This window comes from Dyella lutea (assembly GCF_024158035.1).
GTDB classification, from domain to species: domain Bacteria; phylum Pseudomonadota; class Gammaproteobacteria; order Xanthomonadales; family Rhodanobacteraceae; genus Dyella_A; species Dyella_A lutea.
The window spans coordinates 73067-90040 of record NZ_JAMZEK010000005.1; the positions used below are offsets into that span (position 1 = coordinate 73067).

Annotated in this window: 13 protein-coding genes; 4 read left to right on the forward strand and 9 right to left on the reverse strand. The window is 68.0% G+C overall.

The window, feature by feature from the left end; translation table 11 throughout:
* Positions 1 to 51 precede the first annotated feature (51 nt).
* Positions 52 to 2346 (forward strand): NADP-dependent malic enzyme, encoded by a 2295-nt coding sequence (locus NC595_RS19095; protein ID WP_253568980.1) that lies wholly within the window; start codon positions 52 to 54, stop codon positions 2344 to 2346.
* Positions 2347 to 2418: 72 nt separating this feature from the next.
* Here the strand turns inward: NC595_RS19095 and NC595_RS19100 are convergent, their stop codons facing one another.
* Entirely contained in the window at positions 2419 to 4041 is a 1623-nt protein-coding gene (locus tag NC595_RS19100) for a DUF2029 domain-containing protein (RefSeq protein WP_253568981.1), read from the reverse strand.
* Positions 4038 to 4988, reverse strand: a complete 951-nt coding sequence (locus NC595_RS19105) for a glycosyltransferase family 2 protein (protein ID WP_253568982.1) — start codon at positions 4986 to 4988, stop codon at positions 4038 to 4040. Before NC595_RS19105 ends, NC595_RS19100 begins: the two co-directional genes overlap by 4 nt.
* A gap of 225 nt (positions 4989 to 5213) precedes the next feature.
* Here NC595_RS19105 and aceE point away from each other — a divergent pair, with 225 nt between their 5' ends.
* On the forward strand, positions 5214 to 7934 hold the full coding sequence (gene aceE, locus NC595_RS19110) for a pyruvate dehydrogenase (acetyl-transferring), homodimeric type (RefSeq protein ID WP_253568983.1): 2721 nt from the start codon (positions 5214 to 5216) through the stop codon (positions 7932 to 7934).
* Positions 7935 to 8016: 82 nt separating this feature from the next.
* Here the strand turns inward: aceE and NC595_RS19115 are convergent, their stop codons facing one another.
* The 5 genes from NC595_RS19115 to NC595_RS19135 form a co-directional block, all read right to left on the reverse strand.
* Positions 8017 to 8340, reverse strand: coding sequence for a hypothetical protein (locus NC595_RS19115; RefSeq protein WP_253568984.1), 324 nt, complete (start codon positions 8338 to 8340; stop codon positions 8017 to 8019).
* A gap of 125 nt (positions 8341 to 8465) precedes the next feature.
* A complete protein-coding gene (locus tag NC595_RS19120) occupies positions 8466 to 9137 on the reverse strand; it encodes a glutathione S-transferase family protein (RefSeq protein WP_253568985.1) in 672 nt (223 codons plus the stop codon).
* A gap of 55 nt (positions 9138 to 9192) precedes the next feature.
* A complete protein-coding gene (locus NC595_RS19125; RefSeq protein ID WP_253568986.1) occupies positions 9193 to 11040 on the reverse strand; it encodes a family 43 glycosylhydrolase in 1848 nt (615 codons plus the stop codon).
* Between the two features lie 130 nt (positions 11041 to 11170).
* On the reverse strand, positions 11171 to 12802 hold the full coding sequence (locus tag NC595_RS19130; RefSeq protein ID WP_253568987.1) for an alpha/beta hydrolase-fold protein: 1632 nt from the start codon (positions 12800 to 12802) through the stop codon (positions 11171 to 11173).
* 55 nt (positions 12803 to 12857) lie between these two features.
* Entirely contained in the window at positions 12858 to 14090 is a 1233-nt protein-coding gene (locus tag NC595_RS19135; RefSeq protein ID WP_253568988.1) for an MFS transporter, read from the reverse strand.
* A 123-nt stretch (positions 14091 to 14213) separates the two neighbouring features.
* On the opposite strand from NC595_RS19135, the gene NC595_RS19140 reads away from it, so the two are divergent.
* Together NC595_RS19140 and NC595_RS19145 are read left to right on the forward strand one after the other, a co-directional pair.
* A complete protein-coding gene (locus tag NC595_RS19140) occupies positions 14214 to 14951 on the forward strand; it encodes a hypothetical protein (RefSeq protein ID WP_253568989.1) in 738 nt (245 codons plus the stop codon).
* Positions 14952 to 15022: 71 nt separating this feature from the next.
* Positions 15023 to 15484: a DUF6491 family protein gene (locus NC595_RS19145; protein ID WP_253568990.1), complete on the forward strand. Its 462-nt coding sequence runs from the start codon at positions 15023 to 15025 to the stop codon at positions 15482 to 15484.
* Positions 15485 to 15505: 21 nt separating this feature from the next.
* Here the strand turns inward: NC595_RS19145 and NC595_RS19150 are convergent, their stop codons facing one another.
* Together NC595_RS19150 and NC595_RS19155 are read right to left on the reverse strand one after the other, a co-directional pair.
* Complete coding sequence (locus NC595_RS19150; RefSeq protein WP_253568991.1) at positions 15506 to 16327, reverse strand: ferritin-like domain-containing protein; 822 nt, start codon at positions 16325 to 16327, stop codon at positions 15506 to 15508.
* 195 nt (positions 16328 to 16522) lie between these two features.
* Positions 16523 to 16939, reverse strand: coding sequence for a universal stress protein (locus NC595_RS19155; protein WP_253568992.1), 417 nt, complete (start codon positions 16937 to 16939; stop codon positions 16523 to 16525).
* Positions 16940 to 16974 lie beyond the last annotated feature (35 nt).

Consider the following 16974-nt stretch of genomic DNA (forward strand, 5'->3'; position numbering starts at 1 on the left):
GCGGTGCTACCATGCGCGCCTCTTCGTCCCCCGGAAAACCGACCCGCTCACATGGCCAATCCCCCCGAGGAACTCAAGCACGCCGCGCTCGAATACCACCGGCTGTGCCCGCCCGGCAAAATCAAGGTCAGCGCGACCAAGCCGATGGTTACCCAGCGTGACCTGGCGCTGGCCTACTCGCCCGGCGTGGCCTACGCCTGCGAGGCCATCGTGGAGAACCCGAACGCGGCCAGTGAGCTGACCGCGCGCGGCAACCTGGTGGCGGTGATCACCAACGGCACCGCGGTGCTGGGCCTGGGCGACATCGGTCCGCTGGCCGGCAAGCCGGTGATGGAAGGCAAGGGCGTGCTGTTCCAGAAGTTCGCCGGCATCGACGTGTTCGACATCGAGCTCAACGAGCGCGACCCGGACAAGCTGGTCGAGATCATCGCGGCGATGGAGCCGACCTTCGGCGGCATCAACCTCGAGGACATCAAGGCGCCGGAATGCTTCATCGTCGAGCGCAAGCTGCGCGAGCGGATGAAGATCCCGGTGTTCCACGACGACCAGCACGGCACCGCGATCATCGTCGGCGCCGCGGTGCTCAACGCGCTGGAAGTGGTCGGCAAGCAGATCGGGGAGGTGAAGCTGGCCACCGCCGGCGCCGGTGCGGCCGGCATCGCCTGCCTGGACATGCTCGTGGCGCTGGGTCTCAAGCCCGAGAACATCCTCGCCTACGACCGCGAGGGCGTGCTCTACACCGGCCGCGACCACCTTGATCCGGACAAGGCGCGTTATGCCCGCGACACCGACAAGCGCACGCTGGCCGACATCGTCGCCGGTGCCGACGTGTTCCTGGGCCTCTCGGCCGGCGGCATCCTGAAGCCGGAGATGGTCGCCACGATGGCCGACAAGCCGGTGATCCTGGCGCTGGCCAACCCGAACCCGGAGATCTCGCCGGCCGACGCCAAGTCGGTGCGCCCGGACTGCATCGTCGCCACCGGCCGCTCGGACTACCCGAACCAGGTCAACAACGCGCTGTGCTTCCCGTACATCTTCCGCGGCGCGCTGGACGTGGGCGCCACCGGCATCAACGAGGCGATGAAGCTGGCCTGCGTGCGGGCCATCGCGCAGCTGGCGCGCGAGGAGGCGGCCGATCTCGGCGCCGCCTACGGCGAGGACATCCCCTCGTTCGGCCCGGAGTACCTCATCCCGCGCCCGTTCGATCCGCGCCTGCTGGTGATGCTGGCGCCGGCGGTGGCGCAGGCGGCGATGGACTCGGGCGTGGCCACCCGGCCGATCGACGACATGGACGCCTACCGCGAGAAGCTCGGCCAGTTCATTTACCGCACCAGCCTGATCATGAAGCCGGTGTACGAGCGCGCCCGCGCCGACCGCAAGCGTGTGGCCTACGCCGAGGGCGAGGAAGAAGTGGTGCTGCGCGCCGTGCAGACCGTGGTCGACGAGAAGCTGGCCCACCCGATCCTGATCGGCCGCCCGGACGTGATCGAGGCGCGCATCCAGCGCCTGGGCCTGCGCCTGCGTCAGGGGGTGGATTTCGAGCTCACCAACATTCATGACGACCCGCGCTTCAACGACTACTGGCAGCAGTACCACACGCTGACCGAGCGTCGTGGCGTGACCCCGGCGGCAGCGAAGAACCTGATGCGTTCGCGGCACACCCTGATCGCCGCGATGATGGTCGAGCGCGGCGAGGCCGACGCGATGATCTGCGGCCTGGTCGGGCGTTACCACAAGAAGCTCGGCTACTTGCGCAGCGTGTTCGGGCTGGACCCGGGCGTGCAGTGCACCTCGGCGATGTCGGCGGTAATCAACGACCGCGGCGCCTGGTTCTTCGTCGACACCCACGTGCAGTGCGACCCGACCGCCGAGCAGATCGCCGAGGCCACGCTGCAGGCCAGCTACCGCCTGAAGCTGTTCGGCATCGAGCCGAAGGTGGCGCTGTTGTCGCATTCCAACTACGGCAGCCACGAGAACGCCAGCGCGGCGAAGATGCGCAAGGTCTACCAGATCCTCAAGGAGCGCTATCCGAAGCTGGAGATGGACGGCGAGATGCAGGCCGACACCGCGTGGGACGAGGTGCTGCGCCGGCGGATGTTCCCGCATACCACGCTGACCGGCCGCGCCAACCTGTTCGTGCTGCCCAATCTCGACGCGGCCAACATCGTCTACAACATGGTGCGGGTGATGACCGACGGCGTGGCGATCGGCCCGATCCTGATGGGCGTGGACAAGGCCGCGCACATCCTCACCCCGGCCTCCACCGCCCGCCGCGTGGTCAACATGACCGCCGTGGCCGCGGTGGATGCGCAGATCCGCGCCGCCCAGGGCGAACGACGGGGCTGAGCGCCTTGCGTTGCCTGTCCCGGCCCCGGTCGCCCGCGCGGTGACCGGGGCCTTTCGTTTCCAGTGCGACCGTCAGACGGGGGCGGCCGGCACCATGCGGCACAGCTCGACCGGATGGATCGGTGGGCGACCGCGCCGGTCCCGCTCGAGGTTGCTGGTCACGGGTCGGCAGTCGTCCAGCCGGTAGCCCGGCAGGAGCTGTCCGAGCATGCCTTGATCCTGGGTGGTGGCATCCGGGCTGAGCAGCGCGTAACGCGGCCCGTTGTGTGCCCGTACCGCCTGCTCGATCGCGTCATACAGGCGGTAGCCGCGTGTCGCATCAGTGAACCAGTTCAGGCCCACGTAGCGCGCGTGGGAATCCTGCGGCAACAGCGGTGGCAGGTAAGCCAGCGGCATCCCCACCAGCATCACCAGGCTGTGCGCCGGCAGGCGGGGGGCGCTCACCTCGACCGGCTGGCGCGAAAACGGCACACGACCCCAGTTCGGATAGTGCGTCAGCGCAAGGCAGAGCAACGCGCATGCCCCGATGGCGCGGCGAGCGGTTCTGGAGACGCCTCCATCGGGATCGGGCCAGGCACGGCGCAGGACGCCCAGCGCCATCACGCCCGAAAGGGATTCCAGCGGAATCGCGTAGCGCAGGATCGAGAACAGTCCCAGCCACTGCAGGTAGGCCAGTGCCCAGAACACCGCTAGAAATCCCAGCGCGGGTCCACCCGGCGGGTCGCGCCTGCTCCACAGGCGCAGGGCTGGCAGCGCCAGCACCGCCAGAAAAGCCAACGCATAGCGAGGATCGGCGAACCGAGCCTCGGTCACCAGCGCCTGGTTGCGGCGAAGCCAGTAGAACGGATAGGCCAGCCATTGCTCCGGACTGCGAGGCAGAAAGCGGGTATCGGTCATGCTGGTGGCAGGCGCCCAGGGCGAGTGGAACCATTGGTTGAACATCGGGAATGCCGGGTTGCCGATGCTCTGGTACAGGTGCCAGCCCCACCATCCGTAAGCCAGCAGGAAGCCGCCGCCGCTACCCAGCGCCAGCGCGATGAAGCCGCGTCCGGCGCATCGCCATGGACGCAGCGTGGCCGCTGCGGCGAACCCGGCAGCCACCGGATAGACGATCGCCGTCGGCTTGAGTCCGGCGGCCAGCCCGGTGCAGAGGCCGGCCAGCAGCAAAGTTCGCCAGGGTGGCCCGTCGGGGTTGCCGAGCGCGTGCAGCAGCAACGCTATGCCGGCCAGGACCAGGCAGGCAGTCGGCAGTTCGTTGGTGGTCAGGCCGGTCTGCGATACCGCCATGGTGCCGGTGACGCCGATGGCCACGGCGATCGCGTCGGCCGTACCGAAGCGCCTTCGCTGCAGGCGCGCGAAAGTGGCGGCGATGCGGAACACCAGAAACGCCAGCAGGCCGAACCACAGCCCCTGCAGCGCCGCCAGCCAGCGCGGAGCATGCTGCAACGGACCGGTTGCTAGCAGGTAGTAAGGCAGATCGAGCGCGGGATTGAACCAGCTCTGCAACCCCGCCGCGGCGATGTCGATCGACTCTCGCCCGTTCAGCCAGGCCCAGGCGTTGTACAGGTGGTAGTTGCGCAGGTCCCAGCTCGCATCCTGCCCGAGGCACAGGGCGAGCAGCGTGCCCGCGGCGAGGCAGCCGCCGAGCACCCAGGGCCAACGCTCGTCCAGACGCTTCCGGCGTGGCGCGGTCATGCGGCGTCGGTGACCGCAGGGACCCGGTCGCAGGCCAGGTAGGCCAGCCATTTTTGCTCCCGCCGCCCGACGGTTACGGTATCGAGGATCAGGCCGCAGGCCAGGAACACCGAGCCGAGCACCACCAGCGAAGCGCACAGGATGGCGGTCGGGAAGCGTGGCACCAGTCCGGTCCGCACGTAGGTGGTGATCAGCGGCACGGCCAGCACGACGGCGGTTGCGACGGCCAGCCCGGCAAGGCTGGAAAAGAACAGCAGCGGCCGGGCGTTCTTGGCCAGCCGCACGATCGTCATCAGGATCCGCCAGCCATCCCTCCACGTGTTGAGTTTGCTGTGCGATCCGGCCATGCGGCTGCCGTAGCGGGTAGGGACCTCGGTCACAGGCAGTCGCAGCTCCAGCGCATGGACGGCCAGCTCGGTCTCGACCTCGAAGCCACCCGACAGGGGCGGGCAGGAGCGCACGAAGCGTCGTGAAAACACCCGGTAGCCGGACAGGATATCGCTGAAGGATCGGCCGAACAGCCATGAGGTAAGTCCGGTCAGCAGGCGGTTGCCGAAGCGGTGACCCTGCCGGTAGGCCGTGGCCTCGTCGGTGCGGCGGCTGCCCACCACCATGTCCAGCCCGTCGCTGCGCAGCAGCCCGATCATCGCCGGTGCAGCGGCAGCGTCGTAGGTGGCATCGCCATCCACCAGCACGTAGATGTCGGCCTCGACGTCGGCAAACATGCGGCGCACCACATGCCCCTTGCCCTGCAGCCGCTCCGTGCGCACGACCGCGCCCGCGGCGGCGGCCTTCGCCCGCGTGTCGTCGGTGGAATTGTTGTCGTAGACGTAGACCGTGGCCTGCGGCAGCGCCTGCCGGAAGTCGGCGACGACGCGCCCGATCGCCACGCCCTCGTTGTGGCAGGGCACGAGAACGGCGATGGTCGGCGAGACGGGGTTTCCCATGTCATTCCCTTGATGGCTGTGTTCCGGCGAGCGGGGAAGTATCGCAAATCCACGAAAACAACCCGCCCTCCCGGTTTTCATGCGGGTTTGGACGGCCATCCGCTGGCGTATCGCATTGGCGCGCTGCGTCATTGGCGATAGACTCGGAAGGCTATTGGCCCGTCCGGGCGGCGTTCATACCCCCTACGGCGGCGTATCCCCTGACGCTGCGGAGACACAATCCCCATGGATCAGCTCGACGACATCCTCCATCAGGACATCGATCCCACCGAAACCAACGAGTGGATCGAATCGCTCAATGCGGTCATCAGCCACGACGGCACCGAGCGCGCGCATTACCTGCTGGAAAAGATGGTCGACTCCACCCGGCGCGCCGGCGGCTACCTGCCGTTCGACCCGACCACCGAGTACGTCAACACCATCGCCCCGCAGAACGAGGCCAAGAGCCCGGGCGACGCCACCATGGAATGGCGCATCCGCACCCTGATCCGCTGGAACGCGATGGCGATGGTGGTGCGCGCCAACCGCAAGCCGGGCGAGCTGGGCGGCCACATCGCCAGCTTCGCCTCCTCGGCCACGCTGTACGACGTCGGTTTCAACCACTTCTGGCGCGCGCCCAGCGCCGACCACCCGGGTGACCTGGTGTTCCATCAGGGCCACTCCAGCCCGGGCGTGTATGCGCGTTCCTTCCTCGAAGGCCGCATCGCCGAGGAGCAGATGGACCTGTTCCGCATGGAAGTGGTGGGCAAGGGCCGCGGCCTGTCGTCCTACCCGCATCCGTGGCTGATGCCGGACTACTGGCAGGTGCCGACGGTGTCGATGGGCTTAGGTCCGATCCAGGCGATCTACCAGGCGCAGTTCTGGAAGTATCTGGAGCACCGTGGCCTGATCCCCAAGAGCGACCGCAAGATCTGGTGCTTCCTCGGCGACGGCGAGACCGACGAGCCGGAGAGCCTGGGCGCGATCGCGCTGGCTGGCCGCGAGGGCCTGGACAACCTGATCTTCGTGATCAACTGCAACCTGCAGCGCCTGGACGGCCCGGTGCGCGGCAACGGCAAGATCATCCAGGAGCTGGAAGGCGTGTTCCGCGGCGCCGGTTGGAACGCGATCAAGGTGGTATGGGGCAGCTACTGGGATCCGCTCCTGGCACGCGACACCTCCGGCACGCTGCGCAAGCTGATGATGGAAACCGTCGACGGCGAGTACCAGGCGTGCAAGGCGTTCGGCGGCAAGTACACGCGCGAGCACTTCTTCAACAAGTACCCGGAGACCGCGCAGCTGGTCGCCAACCTGTCCGACGACGACATCTGGCGCCTCAACCGCGGCGGCCATGACCCGCACAAGGTCTACGCGGCCTACCACCAGGCGGTGAACACCCAGGGCATGCCGACGGTGATCCTGGCCAAGACGGTCAAGGGCTACGGCATGGGCGCGGCCGGCGAGTCGCAGAACCCGACCCACCAGCAGAAGAAGCTCGACGCCGATGCGGTGCGCCACTTCCGCGACCGCTTCAACATCCCGGTGCCGGACGACAAGCTGGCCGACGTGCCGTACTACCACCCGGGCAAGGACTCGCCGGAAGTGCAGTACATGCTCGAGCGCCGCAAGGCGCTGGGCGGTTCGCTGCCGCAGCGTCGCCGCAAGGCCGACCAGAAGATCACTGCGCCGGAGCTGTCGGCCTTCGAGCAGATCACCAAGGGCTCGGGCGAGCGCGAGATCTCCACCACCATGGCGCTGGTGCGCGGCATGAACCTGTTGCTGCGCGACAAGCAGCTGGGCGAGCGCGTGGTGCCGATCGTCGCGGACGAGGCACGCACCTTCGGCATGGAGGGCATGTTCCGCCAGATCGGCATCTATGCGCCGTTCGGCCAGAAGTACCGCCCGCAGGATGCCGACCAGCTGCTGTACTACCGCGAGGACATCAAGGGCCAGGTGCTGCAGGAAGGCATCTCCGAGGCCGGCGGCATGGGTGCCTGGATGGCCGCGGCCACCAGCTACAGCATCTCCAACGTGGCGATGCTGCCGTTCTTCATCTACTACTCGATGTTCGGCTTCCAGCGCATCGGCGACATGTGCTGGGCGGCGGGCGACATGCGCGCGCGCGGCTTCCTGGTCGGCGGCACCGCCGGCCGCACCACGCTGAACGGCGAAGGCCTGCAGCACGAGGACGGCCATTCGCACCTGATGTCCGGCGCGATCCCCAACGTCAAGTCCTACGACCCGACCTTCTCCTACGAGGTGGCGGTGATCCTGCAGGACGGCACGCGCCGGATGATGGCCGAGCAGGAGGACGTCTACTACTACCTGACCGTGATGAACGAGAACTACCAGCACCCGGACATGCCGGCCGGTTGCGAGGAAGGGATCATCAAGGGCATGTACCTGTTCCGCGACTGCGGCGTGTCGACCAACGGGAACGGCAAGGGCAAGGGCAAGGCGAAGGCGCCGTGCGTGCAGCTGCTGGGCTCGGGCACGATCCTGCGCGAGGTGATCGCCGCGGCCGAGCTGCTGGAGAAGGATTTCGGCGTGCACGCCGACATCTGGTCCTGCCCCAGCTTCATCGAGCTGCGTCGCGACGGTTTCGACGCCGAGCGCTGGAACCGCCTGCATCCGGAAGCCGAGCAGCGCGTGCCGTATGTCACCGGCCTGCTGCAGGACCGCGCCGGTCCGGTGGTGGCCGCGACCGACTACGTGCGCGAGTTCGCCGACCAGATCCGCGCGTTCATTCCCGAGGGTAAGCGCTACACCGTGCTGGGCACCGACGGCTTCGGCCGTTCGGACACCCGCGCCCACCTGCGCGACTTCTTCGAGGTGGACCGCTACTGGATCGCCCACGCCGCACTGGCGTCGCTGGCGAAGGACGGCCTGGTCAACGCCAAGGACGTCGCCCGCGCGATCAAGGAGTACAAGCTCGATCCGGAGAAGCCGAATCCCATCACCCAGTGACGGAGTCGTTCTTCGCAAAAAAGCCCGCCTTCCAGCGGGCTTTTTTGTTTGTTGGGCGCGGAGACTGCAGCCGGCGGCGCGGTCAGTCCTCGTCGCGGCTGGCGAAAGCGCGACGCAGCAGCAGGAACGCACCGACCGTACCGGCCACGATGGCCACGGTCGCAGCCGGATGCCGCTTCACCTGCCGACGCAGCCGCCGGTACTGGTAGTTCGCCTCGTCGGCGAAATCCTCGGCGGCGCGGGTGATCTGCCGGCCGTAGTCATGGCTCTGGCGGCCCAGCCGGCTGGTGGCGCGGCGCCCGCGCTCGACCAGGTCGTGGGCGGTGCTGGCGGCACCATTGGCGTACTGGCGCACACGGTCGCCGGCATCGTCGAGATGGCGTTCGATATCGCGGGTTCGGCTCATGGTCCTGGACTCCTTGAAGGGTGCCGCGGGAGACCGCGGCCAACGGCGGAGTCCCTACTTTGCGCCCGATCGCGTGACTGGGGCGTGGAAGCGACAAATCGCCGCCCGGCGACCGTTCAGCCAGATCAGCCCAACCGGTAGTCGCCGCCCCTCTCGATGGCGCGGCGGTAAGCCGGCATGGCGTGGATGCGGTCGAGGAAGGCGGACAGGCGAGGCCAGCGCGCGTCGGTCAGCCCACCCCGGGCAGCGGCGGCCTCCAGCGGGAAGCTCAGCTGGATGTCGGCGACGCTGAAGGCCTCGCCGGCGAACCACGCCGCCTTGCCCAGCTCGCCTTCCATATAGTCCAGATGCGTGGCGATCTGCGGGTCGACGAAGCCGCGCTGTGCCTTGGCCGCCACGTCCCTGACGATGGGGCGGGCGAAAAAGGGCGCGGGCGCCCTCCCCACGCGTTGGAACACCAGTTTCAGCAACAGCGGCGGCATCGCCGAGCCCTCGGCATAGTGCAGCCAGTAGGTCTGGCGCCGTCGCTCCGGCGTGGCCGGCGCGGCCAGCAACCGGCCGTCGCCGTAGCGGTCGGCCAGATACTCGACGATGGCGCCGGACTCGGCCACGACGAGCTCGTCGTCGGCGATGACCGGCGACTTGCCCAGCGGATGCACGGCACGCAATTCGGGTGGCGCCAGCATGGTCGTGCGGTCGCGGGCGTAACGCTTGATCTCGTAGGGCAGGCCGAGCTCTTCCAGCAGCCACAGGATGCGCTGCGAGCGCGAGTTTTCGAGGTGGTGGACGGTGATCATTTGCGCGATCAGAGCCGATTGGCCCCGATCCCGCAAGCGCGGTCGTCGACGATGGCTAGGGATCGAGCGTGATCGTGCGCGACAGCGTGGACACGCCCCGTTCGTCGAACGCCTCCACCGCCACCACATAGCGCACGCCCCTACTCAGCGCGCGCAGCTGCAGGCTGGTCGGCTGGTCGGCGAAGCGCTGGTAGGTCTCGTGCAGGCGATCGGCGGTGAGGCCCCAGCGCACGTTGTAACCCACCGCGCCCGGCACCGGCTTCCAGGTGATGGTGGCGTCACGGGTGTCCTTGTCGCGGGTTGCCGAGACCAGTACCGGCGCCGGCGGCGGCGGACCGTCTGCATGGCCGAACACGCGCAGGTCGGAGATGGCCAGGTGCTTCGCACCGACGTGCCGATGCACATAGCGTACGTAGCGGATGTGGGCGGGGGTATCGAGTTCGACGTAGGCGTTGGCGTGGTCGCGCGTCTCGTGCGAAAGGTCGGCCAGGGTCTGCCAGTGGTTGCCGTCGCCCGAGCCTTCCAGCACGAACTGGGTCACGAGGTCGGGCGCGTCGCCGTAGCGGTCGGACTGGTAATCGGCATAGTTCACCTGGATCGCGTCCACCGTGCGCGGGCCGCCGAGGTCGAGCGTCAGGGTCTGGCCGGGGGTGTTGGAGGCGGCCAGCCAGAAGCTGCGCGGGTTCTCGTCGGTGACCTGGTCCGGACCATGGCCGGGCACTTCCGAGGACGCGGTGGCGTGCTTGTGCCAGGACAGCAGCATCCAGCCGGTGAAGGTGCTCTCGCCGGGCTTGAGCCGGTGGTCGGGCATGCGCTGCGGGAAATCGCCAAAGCGGGTGTCCACCCACATCTGGCCGTCGTCGTGGAAGCCGGCCGGGTAGAGATCGATGCGCCGCTCGAAGTTCCAGTTCAGGCCGATCCAGTTGGTGCCAGTGTTCCACACGTTGCCGTAGGCGTCATCGAAGGTGGAGCCGTGGCCGGCACCCTGCACGAAACCGCCCGGCTTGTAGCCGACCGGGTTGTACGGCGCGTAGGTGAAGGGACCCAAGGGGTGATCGCTGGTGTAAACGCCGGTGGCGTAGGCGTTGTACTCGGTGCCGGGTGCCGCGTACTGCAGGTAGTAGCGGTTGCCGTGGCGGTTCATCCAGGCGCCTTCGATGTAGGGCTTGGTGGTCTCGTCGGTGTGGTCGCGACCGAAGCGTTCCCAGCCGTGCTGCTCCGGGTGCAGCCGCAGCAGCGATTTCGCCGCGCCGAGCCAGGCCAGCCGCTTGCCTTCGCCTTCGGTCTCGTCGCCGAGCTTGAGGTCGATCTGCTGCCCGTACATCGGATAGACGTTGGACGAACCCCAGTACAGGTAGACCTTGCCGTCGTTGTCCTGGAACAGGCCCGGATCCCATGGTCCGGGCGGCAGCTGGCCGGGCTTGATCCGGTATTCGGTGGAAGAGCTCACCGCATTCGGCAGCGGCGGCATCAGCCGGGTCCAGAACTTCCAGTGCCCATGCGCTGGGTCGGTGGAGTAGAGCAACGGTTCCGGGTCGGTGGTCGAGCGCATCAGGAACAGCTTGCCGTCGGCGACCAGGGTGGCCGGTGCCACCTCGCTGTCGAATGGCCACTTGTCGGGCGTGACGAAATCCCAGTGCACCAGGTCGGTGGAGTGCCAGTAGCCGTCGGCCAGGGTCTGGAACAGGTAGTACGCATCGCCGTAGCGCACCACGGCCGGATCGGCGCCGGTGCGGTAGGAGATGCCCTGGTTCATCTGCTCGAAGTTGTAGCGGTAGCCCACGTCCACCGGGTTGGCCCAGGTGCGGCCATGCGGGTTGATCGCGGCGCTGGCGGCCGGGGCGATGAAAACCAGGGCCAGCGCCAAGGCGCGAGAGAGGCGGAAGCGAAGCCGTGTCGTCATGCGAAGCAAGGTCCGGAGGGGCGGCCGGGGCGGGGTCTCCGTGACCCTTCGGCAGCTGGTACCAGGCGCGGCGACCATCCGTCGCCGCGGCATCGGCGGGCGCGCATGCGGGGCGCCCGGTCGGGCGGGATCAGTAGATCCAGTCGGTAGCGGTCTTCGGTGCATGCTCGCGCATGTCGCCGGTCATCAACCCGTAGAGTGCCTCGCCGTCTGGCCCCCAGCAGTGCGGCGCCATCGGCTGGTAGGTGATCGAGCCCTCGAAACGCGGATGGCTGGCGGTCTTCAGGAACGCGTCCATCGCATGCACGCCCATGTTGAGGTTGAAGGTGTCGGCATCGCCCACGTAGATGTGCAGCTTGCTGCTTACCAGCGGACCGAGCGTGGCCCAGTGCGTCTGGAGCCTGTAGCGCAGGTCGAAGTGCTGCTTCCAGTACTCGGCGACCCGGTGGTCGATCACGCCGGTGCGCTTGTCCCAGAGCCGTTGCGGATAGCCGTCAGCACCGATCGGGCCCCAGGCGGCCTCCCAGATATCCCACTGGCCGCCCGAGCGGGAGTGGTCGCCGACCGCCAGCTCGTAGTGGTTCTCGTCCTTCATCATCGCGTCGACGTTGCCGTCCGGCTGGCGCGTGTCCACACGCTCGACCGTCATCCAGCCCTTGTCGACGTAGTACGCGTTGGCGTCGTCGTAGATGTTCACCACCTGGTGATGGCGGAAGTCCAGCGAATCCGGGCACATCGCATAGGTGCCGCCGTAGAAGCGCGGATGGAACAGCTGCTGCGCCACCGCGATCCAGCCGCCGGTGGAACCACCGGTGAGGATGCGCGCCCAGGGCTGCTCGATGGTGCGGAAGCGGCGGGCGATCTCCGGGTACAGCTCCTGGTGGATGGCGTCGTCGAACGGGCCTTCGTTGGGCGAGTTCACCGCGTAGGAATCGTCGTAGAACGGCGAGGGATGTTGCAGCGTCACCACGATCACCCGCGGCCGCTTCGCGTCGTCCAGCCAGAACGCGCGCATCTTCGAATCCTTGCGCTCGAAGCCGAACGGCGCATCGGTGGAGAAGTGTCCCTGGTCGTAGACCACCGGGTAGCGCACGTTCGGATGCTCGGCGTAGCCCTTGGGCAACAGCACGGTGGCGCCGAGGTAGATCGGGTGGCCCCAGAACTTCGTCAGCAGCTTGCTCTGGATGCGGAAGCGCTTGACGTACTCGCTGTCCTTGGGGAACGGGATCGGCGCGATCACCTGGTCGGCGACCAGATGGATCGGCGTGGCCGCGGCCGGGTCGTAGTGCACCTTCACCGGCTTGCCGTAGAGATTGCCCGGCGACTGCTTCCAGTTCTGGCCTTCCCACTGGTCCATGTGCATCCACAGCGTGTGGCCGTCGGCGCGCTTGAACTCGGTGTAGACGTTGACGAACGGCTGCATCCAGTAGTCGCCGGCCGGCAGGTCGCGCAGGCTGGCGAGCGGTGCGCCGTAATCGTTTACATCGATAGTCGCGAAATGACCGGGTTTCAGGCCGGCGACGTCGTGCCCGAACAGCGGCACGCCGGTGATGTCGGTCTGCTCGATCGGCGGGGCCTTGTCGTCGCGGCTGACCGCCACGTAGACGCGGCCAGTGACCGGCTGGGCGTGTGCGTCGGCGGCGAAGCTCACCTCGATGCGTGGCGTGGCGGCCGCCGTAACGGCGGCGGATGCGTGGAAGGGCGCGGCGGCCAGCAGGCAGGCGGCGGCGAGCGAGGTCAGCGGCAGGTGGGCACGGGTCATCTCCCGATGCTAGCCGCCACCGTGGCACCGACGCCACTGCCGGTCGATGGATCGGCTACGCAGGTTCCTGCAGCTGCTCGCGGCGTCGCAGCGAGGGGAACCAGGCCATCCACAGTGCCACCACGACCAGCGTGCCGATACCGCCGATCAGGGTCGCCGGCACCGCGCCGACCCAGGCCGCCAGCAGGCCCGACTCGAACTCGCCGAGCTGGTTGGAGGTGTTGATGAAGATCGCGTTCACCGCGCTGACCCGGCCGCGCATGTCGTCCGGCGTGTCCAGCTGCACCAGCGCTCCGCGGATCACCATGCTGACCATGTCGAACGCGCCCAGCGCGAACAGCGCGGCCAGCGACAGCCACAGCGTGGTCGACACCGCGAACACCAGGGTGGCCAGGCCGAAGCCCGCCACCGAGGCGAACATGATCATGCCGACGCGCTGCTGCATGGTGTGGCGCGCCAGCCAGAGCGACATCAGCAGCGCGCCCACCGCCGGCGCCGCGCGCAGCAGGCCCAGACCCCACGGGCCGGTGTGCAGGATGTCCCTGGCGAAGATCGGCAGCAGCGCGGTGGCGCCGCCCAGCAGCACGGCGAACAGGTCCAGCGAGATCACCCCGAGTACGTCGGGGCGCCGACGGATGAAATGCACGCCGGCAAACACGGTCTTCAGCGTGGCCGGTTCGCGCCGCGGCGGCGTGCGTTCGTAGCGCAGCCAGGCCATCAGCCCGGCGGCGACCAGGTAAAGCGTACCGGCCACCACGTACACCACGCCCGGCCCCGCCACGTAGAGGAAGCCGCCCAGCGCCGGACCCATGATCATCGCCGCCTGGCCGGCCGATGCGCTCATCGCCATCGCGCGCGGCAGGATCGGCGCCGGCACCAGCGCCGGCAGCATCGACTGCATCGCCGGGAATTCGAACGCCTTGGCCACGCCGATCGCGAACACCAGCGCAAGGATCGTCGCCTCGTGCACGGCACCGGCCAGGGTGACTCCGGCGAGCACGGCGATCGCGGAAAACTCGACGATTTGCCCAAACAGCACGATGCGGCGGCGCTCGAACTGGTCGGCCACGTGGCCGGCCGGCAGCGCCAGCAGCACCGAGGGAATGAATTGGGCCAGGCCGATCAGGCCCAGGTCCAGCGCGCGTCCGGTGATCGCGTAGACCTGCCAGCCGACGGCCACCGAGAGCATCTGGAAACCGAAGCCCGAGGCGATGCGGGCGAACCAGAACGCGACAAAGGCGCGGTGCCGGAACAGCGCGTGGCCGGCGGGAGCGGGGGAGTCGGACATGGGGAATCCTGGCGGGAGCGGCGATTATCGGGGCGCCCGCGGCCGCGGCCAAGCCGTCGCGGTTGCGCGCGCGGCTCGGCTCGTTCCACTCTAGGGATCTGTCCTGCCACGCGGATGCATTCCATGACTGCCGGTTTCCTGCGCAACTCGCTCTTCTTCGTTGGCCTGGCCCTGCTGGCGGCCGGCTGCTCGCAGCAGGGGGGCGTCAATGCGCCGGCACCTGCGGCCTCCGCAGCCAAGGCGCCGGCCATCGACCAGGCGGCGCAGCGGGACCTGGACACCTACCGCCAGCTGGTGCGCATCCACAACGACGAGATGGCCACCACCTTCGGCGAGCAGATCGTGCACGACTACCCCGGCAGCGCCGCGGCGAAGGAGGTCCAGCAGACCTTGCCGGAGATCGCCAAGCGCTACCACGAGAACGCCGAGAAGAACCGTCTGGCCGGCCTGTGGCTGTACCAGGTGGCACCGATGGCCGGCGGCACGCAGTCCACCGCGGTGATCTACAACAGCGAGCCGGCGGTGGGCGACAAGGTGCGCATGGTGCTGCGCCGGCATACCGAGTGGGGGCAGAGCGCGTTCCTGTTCGGCAGCGGCAAGGGCTTCGTCTGCAAGGGCACCTGCACGCTGCCGGCCACCTTCGACGGCAAGCCGGTCGGCATCAAGGCGTTCGCCCCGCCCTCGGGCGAGCCGGCGCTGATGATCAAGGACGACAGCGCCTTCATCGCCATGTTGAAGAAGGCGAAGAAGATCACTCTCAAGGTCACCCTCAAGGACAACGACCGCAGCGAGGAGCTGCTCTACGAAGTCGGCGGGTTCGACCCGGCGAAGTGGCTGCCGCTGGAGAAAAAGAAGAAGTAAACCCCGTGGCCGCCGATGCGTTCGCATCGCGTGACCGTGGTCGACGCATCACGGAACGAAGGAGAACGGCGATGAAGCACCTGCGAATGTTTGCCTGGCTTGCGCTGCCGATGGTCCTGGGCGCATGTGCCAGCCTGTCCGGTCGCCCCAGCGAACAGCAGCGTCGGGCCGACTACGAGGCGGCGGCCGGCCCGGCACAGACGAGTTTCCGCTTCTACAACTCGCTGTGGTCGTGGGAGCCGCTGGGCACCGATCTCGTAGTGGTCTACGCGCGTCCCAATCAGGCCTGGTTGCTCGATGTGCCGGGCTGCATCGACCTGCCGTTCACCAACGCGATCGGCCTCACCTCCAACCTGCACCAGGTCAGCGTCGGCTTCGACAAGGTGCTGACCGGGCGACGCGACTTCCCGTGCACGATCACGCGCATCCGGCCGGTGGACGTGGCCAAGCTGAAGCAAGCCGAAGTGGCACATCGCACCGTGCAGGAGAAGCCGCGCGACACGGCAACCGTGCCGCCGCCGGCGAGCCGCTGACCGGCGGCCGCTGCGCCTGCCTCAGTGCAGGAACAGCTTCTCGGCCAGCTTGGCCAGGGGCTTTTCCAGCGCGTTCTGCAGCCGTGCCGGGAAGTCCAGCGGCTTGAGCAGCATCTTCACTGTCATCTCGGCCGGGATGTTGCGCTTGAGGCGGGCCTGGGCGCGGGTGTTGATGCGGCGGAACTCAGCCTCGTCGCCAGCGTGCTGCGGGTAGCAGCGGTTGAATACGTGGCGCATGGCCACGTCGCCGTCCTCGCTCTTGATCTCGTTGACCCGCCGCAGGATCGCGCGGAACACCTGGTAGCGACCGAAACCCTCGCGTTCGCGGTACTGCCGGTAGTGCTGGTAGAAGTGCTTGTAGTGGCGCACTTCGTCGCTCTTGATGTGGTTGGTGAGCTGCTTGAGCACCGGCTCATCGGTGAGGTCGTTGAGCGCCCGGTAGAGGCTGGCGGTGCCGGTCTCGACCACGCAACGGGCGGCCAGCTCCAGCCCGCGCGAGGACTCGAGCTGTTCGCTGGTGCACATCGCGCCGTATTCGTCCCAGAACGCCTTGAAGCCGGCTTCCCAGTCGAACTCCGGCCACACCGCCCGCACGTAGGTGGCTAGCGCACGGCCGTGCTGCAGTTCCTCGTGCTCCCAGTGCTGGCTGAGCCAGGTCTGCAGTTCCTGGTCGCCGGCGAAATGGTCGACCAGGTTGTGGGTGTACAGGTCCGATCCGCTCTCGACGAACGAGGCGCTGCAGAGCAGGAAGAACAGGTCCTCGTCGTGACGAACGCGGGCCTTGTCGATGCGGCTGAAGTCGATGCTCTCCAGCGTCCAGGGAAGCGATTGGGTGTAACTCAATGGAGGATTCCTTGCCGGGGCCGCGGGCACCGGGGTGCGCCGCATGACAGATCGATGACGCCAAGCATACGGCGTGGAATGGCCGCTGGAATTAACCCCTGCCGACCCCGGCCCACACGAAGTTGCCCCGTGGCCCCGACGCGGAGGCGGAACGGCCGCGGGCAAACCTTTCCGCCGGCCCGGCGGCGATGATGCCTAGCGTACGACCGTAACGGGTACGTGGGCGCGCGCGAGCACGTCCCCGGAAACCGAGCCGAGCAACCAGCGCGCCAGCGCACCGCGCTCGGTGTGCCCGATCACGATGTGGTCGCAACCGTGTTGCTCCAGCTGGCCGATCAGCACGTCGCCCGGGCTGCCATGGGTGAGTTCCACGTCGACCAATGCCTCGGCGTCCGGCTGCAGCGCCTTCAGCTCATCCAGCAGTTCGCGCGCCCGCGCCATGCCCGAGTCGGCCATCATCAGCGCGCAGGCATCAGCCCCGGCCTCGGTGACCTGCAGCACCGACACCACGCGCACGCGACCGTCGAATGCGCGCGCCACCGCCATGGCCAGCTCGAATGCGCGCTTGGACGTGTCCGAGCCGTCATAGCCGACCAGCGAATACTTGAACATCCGGACACCTCCGCGACCTGCCATGGACAACGGGT